We start from the raw sequence: 14,466 nt of genomic DNA, 5'->3' as shown, positions 1-14,466 counted from the left end.
GCTGAGGGGGCTGGCGGGTTTACAAGGCGATGTTTTTGTTAGCGATTGCGTTCAATCTCTCAGCCCAGCCGCTAATAATAAGAGCGTGCCAGCCGTCACCACGATCAGAGAAATAAAAGCGTATTTCCCGCGACCAAGCCCGCAAAAAAGCGATACCGAGCCACCCATCAAGAGTGTGCCTGCGATTGCATAAAGCACTTCTCCATATTTTCCCCAACCCCGCAGACACAACAGCGCAGGAATAATCATCGACCAGCCTGTTCTTCGCCAGGAAAGTTCGGTCCTTTCCGGCTGAAGGCCGGGATCGCCAGTCGTCATGGTTTTCCCTGCCAGAGCAAGATCCCAAGTGAAACAGAAAGCACAACCATCAAAGCAGAAAGGATTACGAGTGCACGGGTATAAGGTAAATTTGTCGCCAGCCGCATGGCATACTCATTACGTCGCCAGCGGCGCCATGCCATAAATCCCATCAGGGACGCACTTAGCAGAAGCGTTGTCGAGATAGCTATACGTAACTCTCCGGATGAGAGTTGAGGAGAAAATTGTTCAATTCCTACGGCGCCAGCCATCAGCGCAAGTGCCGTGCGGATCCAGGCAAGAAAAGTTCGTTCGTTTGCGAGAGTGAAGCGGTAGTCTGGCGTTTTACCCGCCAGCCACCATTTACCTCTGGGTCGTACGGACGAGACGTTATCCTGTTGACTCACGTTTAATCCTTTCTTTAATTAGCAATTCTTTTATCGACAGTCCGGTTGATGCACTGTCTCGTAGGTTATGGCGTGTCACTTCAGTACATAAGAATTCAATGATGAATAGCTGCGAAATACGCGTAGCAATGGAGTCGCCCTGATAGGGGCCTGCACTGCCGCAGGTTAATAGCCAGGTTTCTGCAAGTTCAGTCAGCGGTGACTGGGGGCTATGCGTGATTGCCAGACGCTGTGCTCCCGCTTTCTTTGCCAGCCTGAATGCGTTGACCACTTCCGGCGTTTCACCGGAATGGGAGAAGGCGATGACCAGATCGTTGGGCTTCAGGTTGGCAAGCTTTAGCGTCATGGTGAAGCGATCGGTATAGGCTTCAGAATCAATACCTTGACGGTTCATTTTGTCTCTCGCTTCCATGGCTGAAAGCCCTGAAGCGCCAAATCCGACAAACAGAACGCGGTTGGCCGTCAATAAGCGCTCCACCACTGGATTAACGACTTTCATATCAAGCAGGCCGATAGTCTCATTGAGGGTGGTTGCCACTGTCATTGAGATCTTCTGCGCTACGTCATTGCGCGTGTCATCCAGAAAAATATCCGGTGAGGTGGGCAAAAGCTGGTCGGTCTCTTCCAGCAACTCGCGCTTCAGGGCTGATTTCAGTTCCAGCAACCCGGTATAACCGATCTTCTTACAAAAACGCACGATCGTGGCTTCGCTGACTGAGATAGCTTCTGCCAGTTTACGCACCGGCATCTGTGCCACCGCTGCGGGCTGCTCAAGAATAAAGCGGGCAATATGTTGGTCAGTTTCACTCAATCCCGACATGATATTGCTGATATAAACCCGAACATTCTCGCGATTAGCGCTCATCGCTACACCTGACCTTAAGCATGATGAATAAGCGGATATTTTGGCAATACCCCGCTCATGCGTCCACCGCAAAACGTAGCTTCACTCTGAATGCCTCGTTTTCATTCGGCTTAAGCTGTCGTATCCCACGCTTGTGAGTTATATCCCCTTTGAATCCTGGGCAATCGGTCGTACCCGCCAGGGGTTCAATGCAGAGTAAATCGGCACCGGGAACTCCCCACAGTGCCAGCCAATCTTGTGTGCCCGTCTCCAGCGACATCACCACGTTACCTTCAGGATTACGGATAAAAATCTGTCGCTGCTGGCAGTTCCCGAAGTAAACGGCCCCTTCGCGAAATGAGGACGGCTCAAGCGGAAAGGTCCCGGTGGTCTGGAATTGCTCTTCTGTGATTAGCGTTCTGTTCCGGGTAAGGAATGGCCCCCGCACCGGATTATCTGCAAACTCAACATGCCAGCCAGGCTGGCTGGCTATCGGTAAGGCAAAGCCCGGATGCCAGCCAATGGAGTACCAGAAAGGGCGATCGTCATCATTAAAAACCTGCTGCGATACGCAAACCCTCTCCCTTTCAAGAGTAACTTCATACCTGATACGCCATCGCCAGGGCCATTGTCTCATTGTTTCGGTCGTTGCCATGGCCTCGAGAAGAACATGGTTGTTACCTTTACTGAGACAGGAAAATGTCTGGTGACGTAAAAAACCGTGCGGCGCTAAGGCCAGGAAGTGCCCGTTAACCCTGATTCCGCCCTGAACAAGTCCTCCTACAACAGGAAAAAGCTGTGTGGCGGAATGATTCCAGACGTCAGCTTGTGGTTGCCACAGCCATTCCCCCCCTGTCTGTTTATCACGCAGGCTGCAAAGTTCCCCGCCGAGTGCATTGACTGAGACCTGAAAGCGGTCATTGCCAATCGTCCAGACATTCATGGTTATTCCGTCCTCAACAGCAACCGGGCCTGATAAACCAGCGCCTTATGACGATCGCCCGTAAAGCAGGCATCTATGAGCGCAAACAGATCCTGTTCAACCAACACATGCCCTGCCGGGAAATGGGTGAGTATGGCTTCGGCAGCCAGACCCTGTTCCTTTGCCGCAGTAAGGATGAAGCGCAATGCTTCTTCCACACCATGATGTTCACAGCGATACTCTTTGCCAGTCCATAAGGTCTGCTTTGCCCAGCGCTCGGCAAAGGCGCGTTCTCGCTCAGGCATTAATGGGTCTAACTCAAAACGCGTGTAAAGCTCAGAGGGTGCGTCATGACGCCGCATCTCTTCAGCAATGGCGCTGGCAAACTGAAGCGTCCGTTTCTCGTCGTGCAGAGAGTGCATCTGTCGGGGATCGTTTTTCAGATCGAAGAACTTATCTCCAAAACGCCATGGGTTAAGGTAGCCAAAGGTTGCAGGGATCTGCATGACCTGAGCCCCCAGGGTGAAATCGAAACCGGGATGGATACGGATATCAGTGAGTTCGCTAGTTTTAAACATGCTGTCGATACGCGTTGGCATCAGGGTATATTCGTACAGGTTCTCCTTGCCGGCCTCGCGAGGGCATCGCATGTAAACGTAATTGCCATCAGTAATGTTGATGTGCCCACCGAAATAGCCAAACATTGCATAATCCCTGATCGGGGTATCATCTTGTACGGCAGGAAGAAGAGGTTTACCGGTCATAGATGGCGGACGGGTAACGTCAAAGTAGTCCAGCAGGGTAGCCGGGATATCCACGGTTTGCGCCAGCGCGCTACGGCGTACGCCCTCTGCCTTACAGCGCGGATCGCGTATAAAGAACGGCGTATTGGCGATTTCATTGTAAACCGGCATGATATTTTTGCCCCACCACTGGTGTTCACCCAGCAGGAAGCCATGATCGGTGCAGACGATAAATAGGGTATCTTCCCAGAGATTGAGCGCCTTAAGCTTATCCATCACCTGCCCGAGGTAGTCATCACACATTGTGATGAGCGCCTGGTAAAATTTTCGGACCTTATCGTCGTCTTTACCGCCTGGCGAACCGCAGTAGTAAGGCACCCAGCCATCGAACTCATCCGGCGTGCAACCGTACTGCGCGAGATATTTTTCGGGCACAAAGAATGGCTCATGGGGATCGAAACACTCTATTTGCAGGAACCAGTTATCCTGGTGCTGATTCACATCGAGGAACTCCAGGCCAGCGCTGATGGTGCGATGCGTGAAATGCTCTTCCTGCGTGGGCATTGCGGCACGATTGATAAGATCCTGAGTCATTCGGCCACTGCGGCGGCGAAGCGTCTCTTCATCCTCCATGCCCTGCCAGTTAATCGCCGGTTTCTCAACCTGACCTTTCCAGCAATCGCCTTCCTGACCCCGGATAAATTCAAAGGTGGAATAACGCGTATGGTAGGTTGCGCCGCCATCACGCCAGTAATGTTTGTGGTCGGTTACCATATGGGTGTGGACACCGGCCTGCTTCAAAGCCTGAAACGTCGAGAAATCGAAGGGCTCTATAGGACCCCAGCTGCGATGAAGGAAATTGTAACGGCCAGTGTGGAGTTCACGCCGGGCAGGCATACAAGGCATGCTGCCAACGTAGAAATTATCAAACTGTACAGATTCGTTTGCCAGCCGGGTAAAGTTAGGGGTGATGGCATCGCCCCCATAGGGGGCGAGATGGTTACGCGTCAACGTATCAAACATTAACATTACAGCTTTCATAAGACGTCTCTTCTTTATGAACCGATAAACTCTTCTACTTCATTCTTAATCAGGGTTACATGCGGGCCGTAGACTACCTGTACCCCCTCTCCACGGACGAAGGCGCCACGGCTACCTAACTGTTTGAAGGCTTCTACTGTTACCCGCTGCGGATCTTTTACCGTGATGCGCAGGCGCGTAGCGCAGCAGTCCACATCCACAATATTTTCACGTCCACCTAAAGCCTGAACGATGCCTTCAGCTCTCTCGTTACCGGCAAGCGTGGATGCCGGTTGTTCCTCTTCCGATTCCTCTTCACGGCCCGGCGTTCTGAGCTGTAACCACTTAATCAACGCGCGGAAGCTGAAGTAGTAGAGACAGAACATGACGAGCCCAAGCGGCAGCATCAGTACCCAGTTTGTCTTTGCATTGCCCTGCAGTACACCAAACAACAGGAAGTCAATGAGCCCACCAGAGAAGGTCTGACCGACGGTAATTTGCAGGATATGCGTCAACATAAATGCCACGCCGGTCAGAACAATATGTACGCCATAGAGCAGTGGCGCACAGAACATGAACGCAAATTCAAGTGGCTCGGTGATACCGGTGACAAAGGCAGTCAGCGCAGCAGACAGCATCAGGCTGGCGACCTTTTTTTTGTTCTCTGGACGTGCGGAATGGTAAATAGCCAGCGCTGCACCCGGTAAACCAAACATAAAGTCGGCGAAGCGGCCCGCCATGAAGCGTGAAACGCCGATGTAATATTGCGTGACAGAAGGATCGGCCAACTGAGCAAAGAAGATTTTCTGCGTGCCTTGTACTAGCTGCCCGTTGACCATTTGTTCCCCACCTACGCTGGTTAGCCAGAAAGGCAGATAAAACAGGTGATGCAGACCAAGCGGAATGAGGCATTTGAGGATCATGCCGTAGATGAGTGTACCGACGTAGCCAGTCTTTTCGACCAGCCCGCCAAGGTGGGTAATGCCCATCTGAATATGCGGCCAGATCCAGAAAAGAGCCACCCCGAGGAAGATGGCGAAGAAAGAGGTTACGATAGGGACGAAACGTGAACCGCTAAAGAAGGCCAGCAGATTAGGAAGCTGCGTTTTCCCGAAGCGTTTCTGCACCCAGAACGCCAGGAGCCCACTCAGGATACCTCCCATGACCCCAGTCTGTAAGGTCGTGATACCCATTACGCTTGCCTGACCTGCCGCCGCCAGATTCTCTGTCGCCAGTGTGCCTGACAGTAACAGTGAGGCATTGATCGCCTTGTTCATCACGATAAAGCACAGCACTGCAGCAAGACCGGCGGTGCCTTTATCACTTCGGGCCATACCTACGGCTATCCCTACAGCAAACAGCAGGGACAGATTATCGAAGACCACGCTGCCGCATAGCTTCATGACCGTAAAGATCGCCTGAATAATCTCGCTGTTCAGTACGGGATAGGTAGCTATGGTAACCGGATTAGTGAAAACGCCGCCGAACCCCAGAAGCAGGCCTGCCGCGGGCAGGACAGCAATCGGCAGCATAAACGATTTACCCAGATTTTGTGCTCCGGCAAACAGTTTGCTCATAAAGACCCCTGATGTTGGTGTTATGAAGTTTATATTTCATGTTATATTTGTTTTTGAGAAATATATGTTTCGATCCTTTTTGTACAAAGTCAAAACACGTCAGCAAAACAGTGAACTCTGTCACTAAATTTCCCGGCGTGATTTTCAGGAGTGCGTATGAACAAACCCTTTCACCTTATGGCTAAGTCAGTTAGTTTTCAGTGCAATATCGCCTGCGACTACTGTTTTTATCTGGAGAAAGAAGAGGGAACACTCAAACCTCGTAAAGCTGCCCGTCATATGGACGATAGCACTCTGGAGGCTTATGTCCGGCAGTACATCGAATCAAACCCAGCCCCGGAAGTAGAGTTTACCTGGCAGGGGGGGGAGCCCACCCTTGCTGGTATCGCCTTTTATCAAAAGGCTCTGGAATTGCAAAAAAAGTTTGCTGGCACGAAACGCATTACCAACAGTATTCAGACTAACGGCGTGCTAATTGACGAGCAGTGGGCTGAATTTTTGGCGAGAAATCGCTTCCTGGTGGGACTCTCCATAGACGGGCCGGCATGGCTACACGATCGGTATCGTAAGACTCGCAGCCAGCAATCGGTCTTTGATAAGGTGCTACGCGCTATGAGGCTGCTACAAAAGTATCGTGTTGAGGTGAATGTACTCACAGTCGTGAACAATGTAACGGCCGAGCACCCGCAAGAAATCTACGATTTCCTGACTCAGGAGTTGAAAGCGGAATTTGTTCAATTCATTCCTGCCGTAGAACAACGCGCTGTTGATAAAAAATATGGTGAATTATTGTATCCGCAGACGCTCAAAGGTTCTGTCACCGAGTGGTCGGTCTCAGGTGAACAATACGGACAATTTATGAAGGGGGTGTTTGATCGCTGGGTGCGAAAGGATGTCGGTCGGGTGTACGTTCAGATGTTTGACAGCGCTTTGGCTGCCTGGCTTGGAGAGAAACCGTCGTTGTGTGTCATGCAGTCATCGTGCGGGTTCGGTCTGGTGGTAGAGCAAAACGGTGATGTCTACAGCTGCGACCACTATGTCTATCCTGAACATCGGCTGGGAAACGTCAGGCGAGATAATCTGGCCAGGATGGTCGCCAGTAAACAACAGCGCAAATTTGGTCTGGCAAAAACAGAGGTTAGTGCAGAGTGTATGCGTTGTGAGTGGCGCTTTGCCTGCCATGGCGGCTGCCCAAAACACCGTATCCATAAGAGTGGAGAGCGTTGGCACAATCATCTTTGCGCGGGCTATAAAGCCATTTTTAGCCACATGGATCCTTACATGCGGTATATGGCTGATCAAATAAAAGCTCAGCAACCACCGGCCAGGGTTATGCAGGTTATTGATTCGATTAGCGCCTCTGAATCCATATCGAAATAATCAATTCTGACGAAGAGGAGCGTCTCACTCTTATCTCTGTAATGTCACGGAAGAGGTTATTTTAACGTGCCGGGTCGGTCACCTTTGTGGATAAAATAACAGCCCCTTCATTTGTGTAGCCCGTCGGGAACAGTCTCTTTACACCTGCGAACACGAACGACCAGTAACACGGCATCGACTACTTCAACGTCCCGACTACATGGCAACGCGTCCCGAATATTACCCGCTTGCTCTCAGCGAGACGGGTTCCATAACATTCATTTTATAGCCAGTCGGGCCGCTCACCTTTTCCAGAACGCTATTATCAATAAAGCCAGCGTGTGCGTAGAGATCAACACTGCGCACCGGTGATTTTAGGGTGCAAAGAACAGCCGTACGACAGCGAGTTGTAACAAATGACGGTACTGGCGTGTTTTTTGTGACTATTTTACCATTTTTCGACATCAGGGGTGTCATGTTTGCTGGCTACACAAAGATGGTTGCCCGCATCCCGTCGTCAAACATTCGCGGCGTTCTGCCGATAATTATCTTCTGTCAAAGTGGACGTTAATGGCTGGGTGTCCGCTTCTTACCGTATTTTTTCTCTGATGTAAGGTCTGTTTTCTCTACCGATCTTCATGCCTATAAAAGCTTTCGACAGCATCAGAACGGTACAAGGTTTAAGACGACGATAGATTGTTTTTTGTGTTATAATTATAACATTCTGTTCGCCGTCGTTTACCAGCATGTTAGATGGAAGAGGCTGCTAAAAGCCAATGAGCCGCGAGAAGGCATAGTCAAAGCTTCCTCCTTCCGGTTCCAGCTATTTTGGCCGTTATAGAAGGCTTGTCACACTTAGCTGGCAACGTTATTGCAGGCCACTGAATAGGATGAGGGGCATATCTGCATCCTTAATCTGACTGTCTGGCATGAGCCACCTGGAGAGAGCGTGTGGCGGCTGGTTTTTAAAAACTACGCGTCTGCCTGACGTCGTCCTCAGCCGTCAGGGTGAGATTGTTTGAACTGGATCTCATTACAGTAATGCAAATTTGTATGCAGTTTTCATTAACTGTGATGAATGTCGAAGTGTATGTGCGGGCGGATGTTAGAATATTCACAGACCCGCAAGGTGAAATTTTACGGCAAAGCCGTTGGAGACTGATATGACCGATTTAACCGCAAGCAGCCTGCGCGCGTTGAAACTGATGGATCTGACTACCCTGAATGACGACGACACTAATGAAAAAGTGATCGCCCTGTGTCATCAGGCCAAAACCCCGGTGGGGACTACCGCTGCCGTCTGTATCTATCCACGTTTTATCCCGATTGCGCGTAAAACGCTGAAAGAGCAGGGCACGCCGGAAGTTCGCATAGCGACCGTTACCAACTTCCCGCACGGGAACGACGACATTGAGATCGCGCTGGCCGAAACCCGCGCTGCCATTGCCTACGGTGCTGACGAAGTGGATGTGGTCTTCCCGTATCGCGCGCTGATTGCTGGCAACGAGCAGGTCGGTTTTGACCTGGTGAAAGCCTGTAAAGAGGCCTGTGCCGCGGCAAACGTGCTGCTGAAAGTGATCATCGAAACCGGCGAGCTGAAAGAAGAGGCGCTGATTCGTAAAGCGTCTGAAATCGCGATCAAAGCGGGCGCCGATTTCATCAAAACCTCTACCGGTAAAGTGCCGGTGAACGCAACCCCGGAAAGCGCGCGCATCATGATGGAAGTGATCCGCGACATGGGCGTGGAAAAAACCGTCGGCTTCAAACCGGCTGGTGGCGTGCGTACCGCAGAAGACGCCCAGCAGTTCCTCGCCATTGCCGATGAACTCTTTGGCGCAGAGTGGGCGGATTCCCGTCACTACCGTTTCGGCGCATCCAGCCTGCTGGCAAGCCTGCTGAAAGCGCTGGGTCATGGCGATGGTAAGAGCGCCAGCAGCTACTAAGTATGAATTGCCGGGTGACGCGTTGCGCTCCCGGCCTATTTTCGGGAGGTTACCGTGTTTCTCGCACAAGAAATTATTCGTAAAAAACGTGATGGTCAGGCCTTAAGCGACGAAGAGATCCGCTTCTTTATCAACGGCATTCGCGATAACACCATCTCTGAAGGGCAGATTGCCGCTCTCGCGATGACCATCTTCTTCCACGATATGTCTATGCCTGAGCGCGTGTCGCTGACCATGGCGATGCGGGATTCAGGAACGGTGCTGGACTGGAAAAGCCTTAACCTTAACGGCCCGATCGTCGATAAACATTCCACTGGCGGAGTCGGTGACGTCACCTCCCTGATGCTGGGCCCGATGGTGGCAGCCTGCGGCGGTTACATCCCGATGATCTCCGGGCGTGGCCTGGGTCATACCGGCGGTACGCTCGACAAACTGGAAGCCATTCCAGGCTTCGATATCTTCCCGGATGACAATCGCTTCCGCGATATTATTAAAGACGTTGGCGTGGCGATTATCGGCCAGACCAGTTCGCTTGCGCCAGCGGACAAGCGTTTCTACGCCACCCGCGACATCACCGCCACCGTGGACTCCATCCCGCTGATTACCGCCTCTATTCTGGCGAAAAAGCTGGCGGAAGGGCTGGATGCGCTGGTGATGGACGTGAAGGTGGGTAGCGGCGCCTTTATGCCAACCTATGAGCTCTCTGAAGCGCTTGCCGAAGCGATCGTTGGCGTCTCCAACGGCGCGGGCGTGCGCACCACGGCACTGCTGACCGATATGAACCAGGTGCTGGCCTCCAGCGCGGGTAACGCCGTCGAAGTGCGTGAAGCGGTGCAGTTCCTGACCGGAGAGTACCGTAACTCACGTCTGCTCGACGTGACCATGGCGCTGTGCGTCGAGATGTTAATCTCCGGCAAGCTTGCTAAAGACGATACAGAGGCGCGGGCGAAGCTGCAGGCGGTGCTGGACAACGGCAAAGCGGCCGAGATCTTTGGCCGGATGGTTGCCGCGCAAAAAGGGCCAACCGACTTCGTCGAAAACTATGCCAAATACCTGCCGACGGCGACGCTCAGCAAAGCCGTGTATGCGGATACCGAAGGCTTCGTCTCAGCGATGGACACCCGCGCGCTTGGCATGGCGGTCGTCTCGATGGGTGGCGGTCGCCGTCAGGCCTCGGACACTATTGATTACAGCGTAGGTTTCACCGACATGGCCCGCCTGGGTGACAGCGTTGACGGACAGCGTCCGCTGGCAGTGATCCACGCGAAAGATGAAGCCAGCTGGCAGGAAGCGGCGAAGGCGGTGAAAGCGGCAATTTCCCTTGACGATAAAGCGCCGGAAACCACGCCGACGGTCTATCGCCGTGTCACTGAATAGCGGTATACTGATCTGATCACTCATTTTTGAAGCACTACGTACGGAGAACAATTATGAAACGTGCATTTATTATGGTGCTGGACTCATTCGGCATCGGCGCAACCGAAGATGCAGAACGTTTTGGTGACGTGGGTTCCGATACCCTGGGTCACATCGCTGAAGCCTGCGCAAAAGGCGAAGCGGACAACGGTCGTAAAGGCCCTCTGACTCTGCCAAACCTGACCCGCCTGGGCCTGGTGAAGGCCCACGAAGGCGCGACGGGTAAAATCGCCGCCGGTATGGACGGTAACGCGGAAGTGGTGGGCGCCTACGCCTGGGCGCACGAGCTCTCTTCCGGTAAAGATACCCCGTCAGGCCACTGGGAAATCGCCGGTGTGCCAGTTCTGTTCGACTGGGGCTATTTCTCCGATCACGAAAACAGCTTCCCGCAGGAGCTGCTGGATAAACTGGTTAAGCGCGCTAACCTGCCGGGTTACCTCGGTAACTGCCACTCCTCCGGTACCGTGATTCTGGACCAGCTTGGCGAAGAGCATATGAAAACCGGTAAGCCGATTTTCTATACCTCCGCTGACTCCGTGTTCCAGATTGCCTGCCACGAAGAGACGTTTGGCCTGGATAAACTTTACGAGCTGTGCGAAATCGCCCGAGAAGAGCTGACCGAAGGCGGCTACAACATTGGCCGCGTCATCGCGCGTCCGTTTATCGGCGACAAAGCGGGTAACTTCCAGCGTACCGGCAACCGTCACGATCTGGCCGTTGAGCCACCGGCACCGACCGTGCTGCAAAAACTGGTCGACGAGAAAGACGGCCAGGTGGTTTCCGTGGGTAAAATCGCGGATATCTACGCCAACTGCGGCATCACCAAAAAAGTGAAAGCCACCGGTCTGGACGCGCTGTTTGATGCCACCATCAAAGAGATGAAAGAGGCGGGCGATAAAACCATTGTCTTCACTAACTTCGTAGACTTTGACTCCTCCTGGGGCCACCGTCGCGACGTTGCAGGCTACGCCGGTGGGCTGGAGTTATTCGACCGTCGTCTGCCTGAGCTGATGGAGCTGGTGGGTGAGGACGACATTCTGATCCTGACCGCCGACCACGGCTGTGACCCGACCTGGACCGGTACCGACCACACCCGTGAGCACATTCCGGTGTTGGTGTACGGCCCGAAAGTGAAACCAGGCTCTCTGGGACACCGTGAAACTTTCGCGGATATTGGCCAGACCATCGCGAAATACTTTGGTACGTCCGACATGGAATATGGCAAGGCCATGTTCTGATGTGACAGGGGGGCGGCCTGATGCCGGCACCCCGGCCCTCTCACATAATAAACAAGGGTGCGGTCTGATGCCCTCACCCCAACCCTCTCCTACAGGGAGAGGGAAAATCTCAATGAAAAGGAACTGAAAGATGGCAACTCCTCACATTAATGCAGAAATGGGTGATTTCGCTGACGTCGTATTGATGCCGGGCGACCCGCTGCGCGCTAAACACATTGCTGAAACTTTCCTGGAAGATGTGCGTGAAGTGAACAACGTTCGCGGCATGCTGGGCTTCACCGGTACTTACAAGGGCCGCAAAATCTCTGTTATGGGTCACGGTATGGGCATCCCATCCTGCTCCATCTACACCAAAGAGCTGATCACCGATTTCGGCGTGAAGAAGATCATCCGTGTGGGCTCCTGCGGCGCAGTGCGTATGGACGTTAAGCTGCGCGATATCGTGATCGGTATGGGTGCCTGCACCGACTCCAAAGTCAACCGTATGCGTTTCAAAGATCACGACTTTGCCGCTATCGCGGACTTCGATATGGTGCGTAACGCGGTAGACGCGGCGAAAAACCTGGGCGTGGATGCGCGCGTGGGCAACATCTTCTCCGCAGACCTGTTCTACTCTCCGGACGGTGAAATGTTCGACGTGATGGAGAAGTACGGCATTCTGGGCGTGGAAATGGAAGCGGCGGGCATCTACGGCGTCGCGGCTGAGTTTGGTGCAAAAGCGCTGACCATCTGCACCGTGTCTGACCACATCCGTACCCACGAGCAGACCACTGCCGCTGAGCGTCAGACCACCTTTAATGACATGATTAAAATCGCGCTGGAATCCGTTCTGCTGGGCGATAAAGCCTAATCATCTCGTCCTCCCTCTCCCTTTGGGAGAGGGCTGGAATGCGGTTATCAGACCGCCCGTTACCGTACTGCCCTCGCAATCCACGTCGATAACTCCCGCAACTCTTTCTCTTGCTCCGGGAAATCCCCTAACAACGCATCGCACGCCTGCTGCAGGATATCGGCCCGGTACAGACAGCCCTGTAAACGCGCCGCCAATGCTTCCAGCGGGGCCGGATTCAGGCTATCGGTAAAGACCTGCGTGCGGGTGATATGCCCTTTTTCAACATCGAAATGCAGCTCTACGCCGCCCCAGGTAAAGCGCTCATCCAGCAGATGTGAGAATGCCGGCGCCTGGCCGAAATTCCACTCCCAGCTGCTCTGGCGCGCAAAAGTCTCAGCGAAATTGGGCAGATCCGGCGTTTTGTCTGGTGAGATCACCTCTGCTTCCACGCGCTCGCCGTAATAGGCGAAAAACGCCTCGCGCACGGCGTCGCAAATCTGCTGATGAGTGATCCCCGGCAGTAGCTCCACCAGATTCGCCACGCGGCCACGCACCGAGGTAATCCCCTTAGCCTGTAGCTTTTTCTTGTCCGGATTGAGGTAATTTGCCAGACGGCTCAGATCGGCATTCAATAGCAGCGTGCCGTGGTGGAAGCCCCGATCTTTGGTCTCCCGGTAGGCAGAGCCGGACACTTTTCGGTCGCCCTCCGCGGTTTTCACCACCAGATCGTTACGACCCGAGGCTTCTGCTGTCACGCCCAGCGAATTGAGCGCATTGAGCACGATGGCGGTCGAGATCGTTTTGTCATACTCCGGTTTACCCGCCATAAAGGTAAAGCAGGTGTTACCCAGGTCGTGAAACACCGCGCCGCCGCCGCTGCTCCGGCGCGCCAGGCGCACGTTGTCCTCTTCCATGCGCCGGGTGTTGCACTCCTTCCAGGGGTTTTGCGCCCGACCAATGACCACCGTATCGGCGTTACGCCACAGGAACAGCACGCGCTGGGTGGCGGGCATCTGGCGGAAGATGCACTCTTCCACCGCAAGGTTAAACCAGGGATCGTATGAATCTGAGATAAGCAGGCGTAATGTAGACATGCAGATTTCCTTTTCTGAAAGGGGAGTCAACTGTACCACTACTCTTTCTTTTCGCTCTCTTCCTCTTCCGGCACCGATTTACTGGCGGTCAGCAGGAAGGGCGATTGTTGCCAGCGGGTACGTTTCCCTTGCAACAGGGTTCGCGTCAGCACCACGCCGATTGCCAGCGACAGCAGCAACATCAGGCGCAGAATGTTAGTGGTGTTATCCACCTGCTTGGCCTCGGTTGCCAGCGTGTGGGTATCGAGGGTCAGGCGCAGGTAACCCAGCGGACCGTTTTTCCCCTGGATCGGCTCAACAATCTGCTGGTTAAAATATCCGCCCGCTTTTTTGCCATCCAGCGCCAGTCGGTCACGCACCTCGACGTGCTCGCCGGAGCGGGCAACCAGTTCGCCAGATTCGTCGTAAATGCTGGCATCCAGGATGCGGCTCTCTTCGGTTAACACCCGCAACACCTGGCTGATACGTTTTTCATCGGGCGTTTCGGTACGCATCATCGGGGCGACATTCAGTGAAACCTGTCGCGCCAGCGTGCGGGCCAGCTCTTCAAGCTGGGGATTCCGTTGTCGTTGGTGGTTCTGGCTGAACCACGACGCTCCCTGCATCAACGCCACTAACAGGGCGAGACAGGAGAGGACGATCACGGCACGGTGAAGCCGGAATTTCAGTTTTGCGCGAGCCATATTCCACCTGCTGAAAATTTTCGGCTTAATGTTGCCAGAAGTGATGGTTACAAGGTAGCCTCATGCGTTATTTTCCCCCTGGATGATTCCC

13 protein-coding genes are annotated in these 14,466 nt (G+C 53.5%); 5 read left to right on the top strand and 8 right to left on the bottom strand.

Features of this window, described 5'->3' with window-relative positions:
* Positions 1-51: 51 nt before the first annotated feature.
* From WFN75_RS13395 to WFN75_RS13370, 6 genes are read right to left on the bottom strand one after another with little or no spacing between them, the layout of a single operon-like run.
* Positions 52-318 (bottom strand): DUF202 domain-containing protein, encoded by a 267-nt coding sequence (locus WFN75_RS13395; protein WP_207292951.1) that lies wholly within the window; start codon positions 316-318, stop codon positions 52-54.
* Entirely contained in the window at positions 315-704 is a 390-nt protein-coding gene (locus tag WFN75_RS13390) for a YidH family protein (protein ID WP_046885049.1), read from the bottom strand. Before WFN75_RS13390 ends, WFN75_RS13395 begins: the two co-directional genes overlap by 4 nt.
* The gene (locus tag WFN75_RS13385; protein ID WP_046885048.1) at positions 688-1,569 is read right to left on the bottom strand and encodes a MurR/RpiR family transcriptional regulator; all 882 of its coding nucleotides are present in this window, start codon (positions 1,567-1,569) and stop codon (positions 688-690) included. Before WFN75_RS13385 ends, WFN75_RS13390 begins: the two co-directional genes overlap by 17 nt.
* 55 nt (positions 1,570-1,624) lie before the next feature.
* A complete protein-coding gene (locus WFN75_RS13380; protein ID WP_336996312.1) occupies positions 1,625-2,491 on the bottom strand; it encodes an aldose epimerase family protein in 867 nt (288 codons plus the stop codon).
* A 2-nt stretch (positions 2,492-2,493) separates the two neighbouring features.
* Entirely contained in the window at positions 2,494-4,254 is a 1,761-nt protein-coding gene (locus tag WFN75_RS13375; protein WP_207292953.1) for a sulfatase, read from the bottom strand.
* A 14-nt stretch (positions 4,255-4,268) separates the two neighbouring features.
* A complete protein-coding gene (locus WFN75_RS13370) occupies positions 4,269-5,810 on the bottom strand; it encodes a PTS transporter subunit EIIC (protein ID WP_212477306.1) in 1,542 nt (513 codons plus the stop codon).
* A gap of 156 nt (positions 5,811-5,966) precedes the next feature.
* On the opposite strand from WFN75_RS13370, the gene WFN75_RS13365 reads away from it, so the two are divergent.
* The 5 genes from WFN75_RS13365 to deoD all read left to right on the top strand — a co-directional run bounded on the left by WFN75_RS13365 (position 5,967) and on the right by deoD (position 12,616).
* Positions 5,967-7,190 carry an anaerobic sulfatase maturase gene (locus WFN75_RS13365; RefSeq protein ID WP_336996311.1) on the top strand — a complete coding sequence of 408 codons (1,224 nt, stop codon included), beginning with the start codon at positions 5,967-5,969 and terminating at the stop codon, positions 7,188-7,190.
* 1,142 nt (positions 7,191-8,332) lie between these two features.
* Positions 8,333-9,112, top strand: a complete 780-nt coding sequence (gene deoC, locus WFN75_RS13360) for a deoxyribose-phosphate aldolase (protein ID WP_040077277.1) — start codon at positions 8,333-8,335, stop codon at positions 9,110-9,112.
* A 54-nt stretch (positions 9,113-9,166) separates the two neighbouring features.
* Entirely contained in the window at positions 9,167-10,489 is a 1,323-nt protein-coding gene (gene deoA / locus WFN75_RS13355) for a thymidine phosphorylase (protein ID WP_336996310.1), read from the top strand.
* Positions 10,490-10,542: 53 nt separating this feature from the next.
* A complete protein-coding gene (gene deoB, locus WFN75_RS13350) occupies positions 10,543-11,766 on the top strand; it encodes a phosphopentomutase (RefSeq protein WP_040077275.1) in 1,224 nt (407 codons plus the stop codon).
* A 130-nt stretch (positions 11,767-11,896) separates the two neighbouring features.
* Entirely contained in the window at positions 11,897-12,616 is a 720-nt protein-coding gene (gene deoD, locus WFN75_RS13345) for a purine-nucleoside phosphorylase (RefSeq protein ID WP_040077274.1), read from the top strand.
* A gap of 59 nt (positions 12,617-12,675) precedes the next feature.
* Here the strand turns inward: deoD and lplA are convergent, their stop codons facing one another.
* Together lplA and WFN75_RS13335 are read right to left on the bottom strand one after the other, a co-directional pair.
* On the bottom strand, positions 12,676-13,692 hold the full coding sequence (gene lplA, locus WFN75_RS13340) for a lipoate--protein ligase LplA (RefSeq protein ID WP_040077273.1): 1,017 nt from the start codon (positions 13,690-13,692) through the stop codon (positions 12,676-12,678).
* Between the two features lie 38 nt (positions 13,693-13,730).
* Positions 13,731-14,375: a YtjB family periplasmic protein gene (locus WFN75_RS13335; protein ID WP_040077271.1), complete on the bottom strand. Its 645-nt coding sequence runs from the start codon at positions 14,373-14,375 to the stop codon at positions 13,731-13,733.
* Between the last annotated feature and the right edge of the window lie 91 nt (positions 14,376-14,466).

Origin of the sequence: Leclercia sp. UBA7405, from assembly GCF_037152215.1 — a bacterium.
Taxonomy (GTDB): domain Bacteria; phylum Pseudomonadota; class Gammaproteobacteria; order Enterobacterales; family Enterobacteriaceae; genus Enterobacter; species Enterobacter pneumoniae.
Note: the sequence above shows the minus strand (reverse complement) of the source record. Positions and strands in the feature narration are given on the sequence as shown.

Coding starts and splice junctions, on each gene's coding strand:
- WFN75_RS13335 (WP_040077271.1), bottom strand. CDS start 14,375: ATGGCTCGCGCAAAACTGAAATTCCGGCTTCACCGTGCCGTGATCGTC.
- deoD (WP_040077274.1), top strand. CDS start 11,897: ATGGCAACTCCTCACATTAATGCAGAAATGGGTGATTTCGCTGACGTC.
- WFN75_RS13365 (WP_336996311.1), top strand. CDS start 5,967: ATGAACAAACCCTTTCACCTTATGGCTAAGTCAGTTAGTTTTCAGTGC.
- WFN75_RS13380 (WP_336996312.1), bottom strand. CDS start 2,491: ATGAATGTCTGGACGATTGGCAATGACCGCTTTCAGGTCTCAGTCAAT.
- WFN75_RS13385 (WP_046885048.1), bottom strand. CDS start 1,569: ATGAGCGCTAATCGCGAGAATGTTCGGGTTTATATCAGCAATATCATG.
- WFN75_RS13370 (WP_212477306.1), bottom strand. CDS start 5,810: ATGAGCAAACTGTTTGCCGGAGCACAAAATCTGGGTAAATCGTTTATG.
- deoB (WP_040077275.1), top strand. CDS start 10,543: ATGAAACGTGCATTTATTATGGTGCTGGACTCATTCGGCATCGGCGCA.
- WFN75_RS13375 (WP_207292953.1), bottom strand. CDS start 4,254: ATGAAAGCTGTAATGTTAATGTTTGATACGTTGACGCGTAACCATCTC.
- deoC (WP_040077277.1), top strand. CDS start 8,333: ATGACCGATTTAACCGCAAGCAGCCTGCGCGCGTTGAAACTGATGGAT.
- lplA (WP_040077273.1), bottom strand. CDS start 13,692: ATGTCTACATTACGCCTGCTTATCTCAGATTCATACGATCCCTGGTTT.
- WFN75_RS13395 (WP_207292951.1), bottom strand. CDS start 318: ATGACGACTGGCGATCCCGGCCTTCAGCCGGAAAGGACCGAACTTTCC.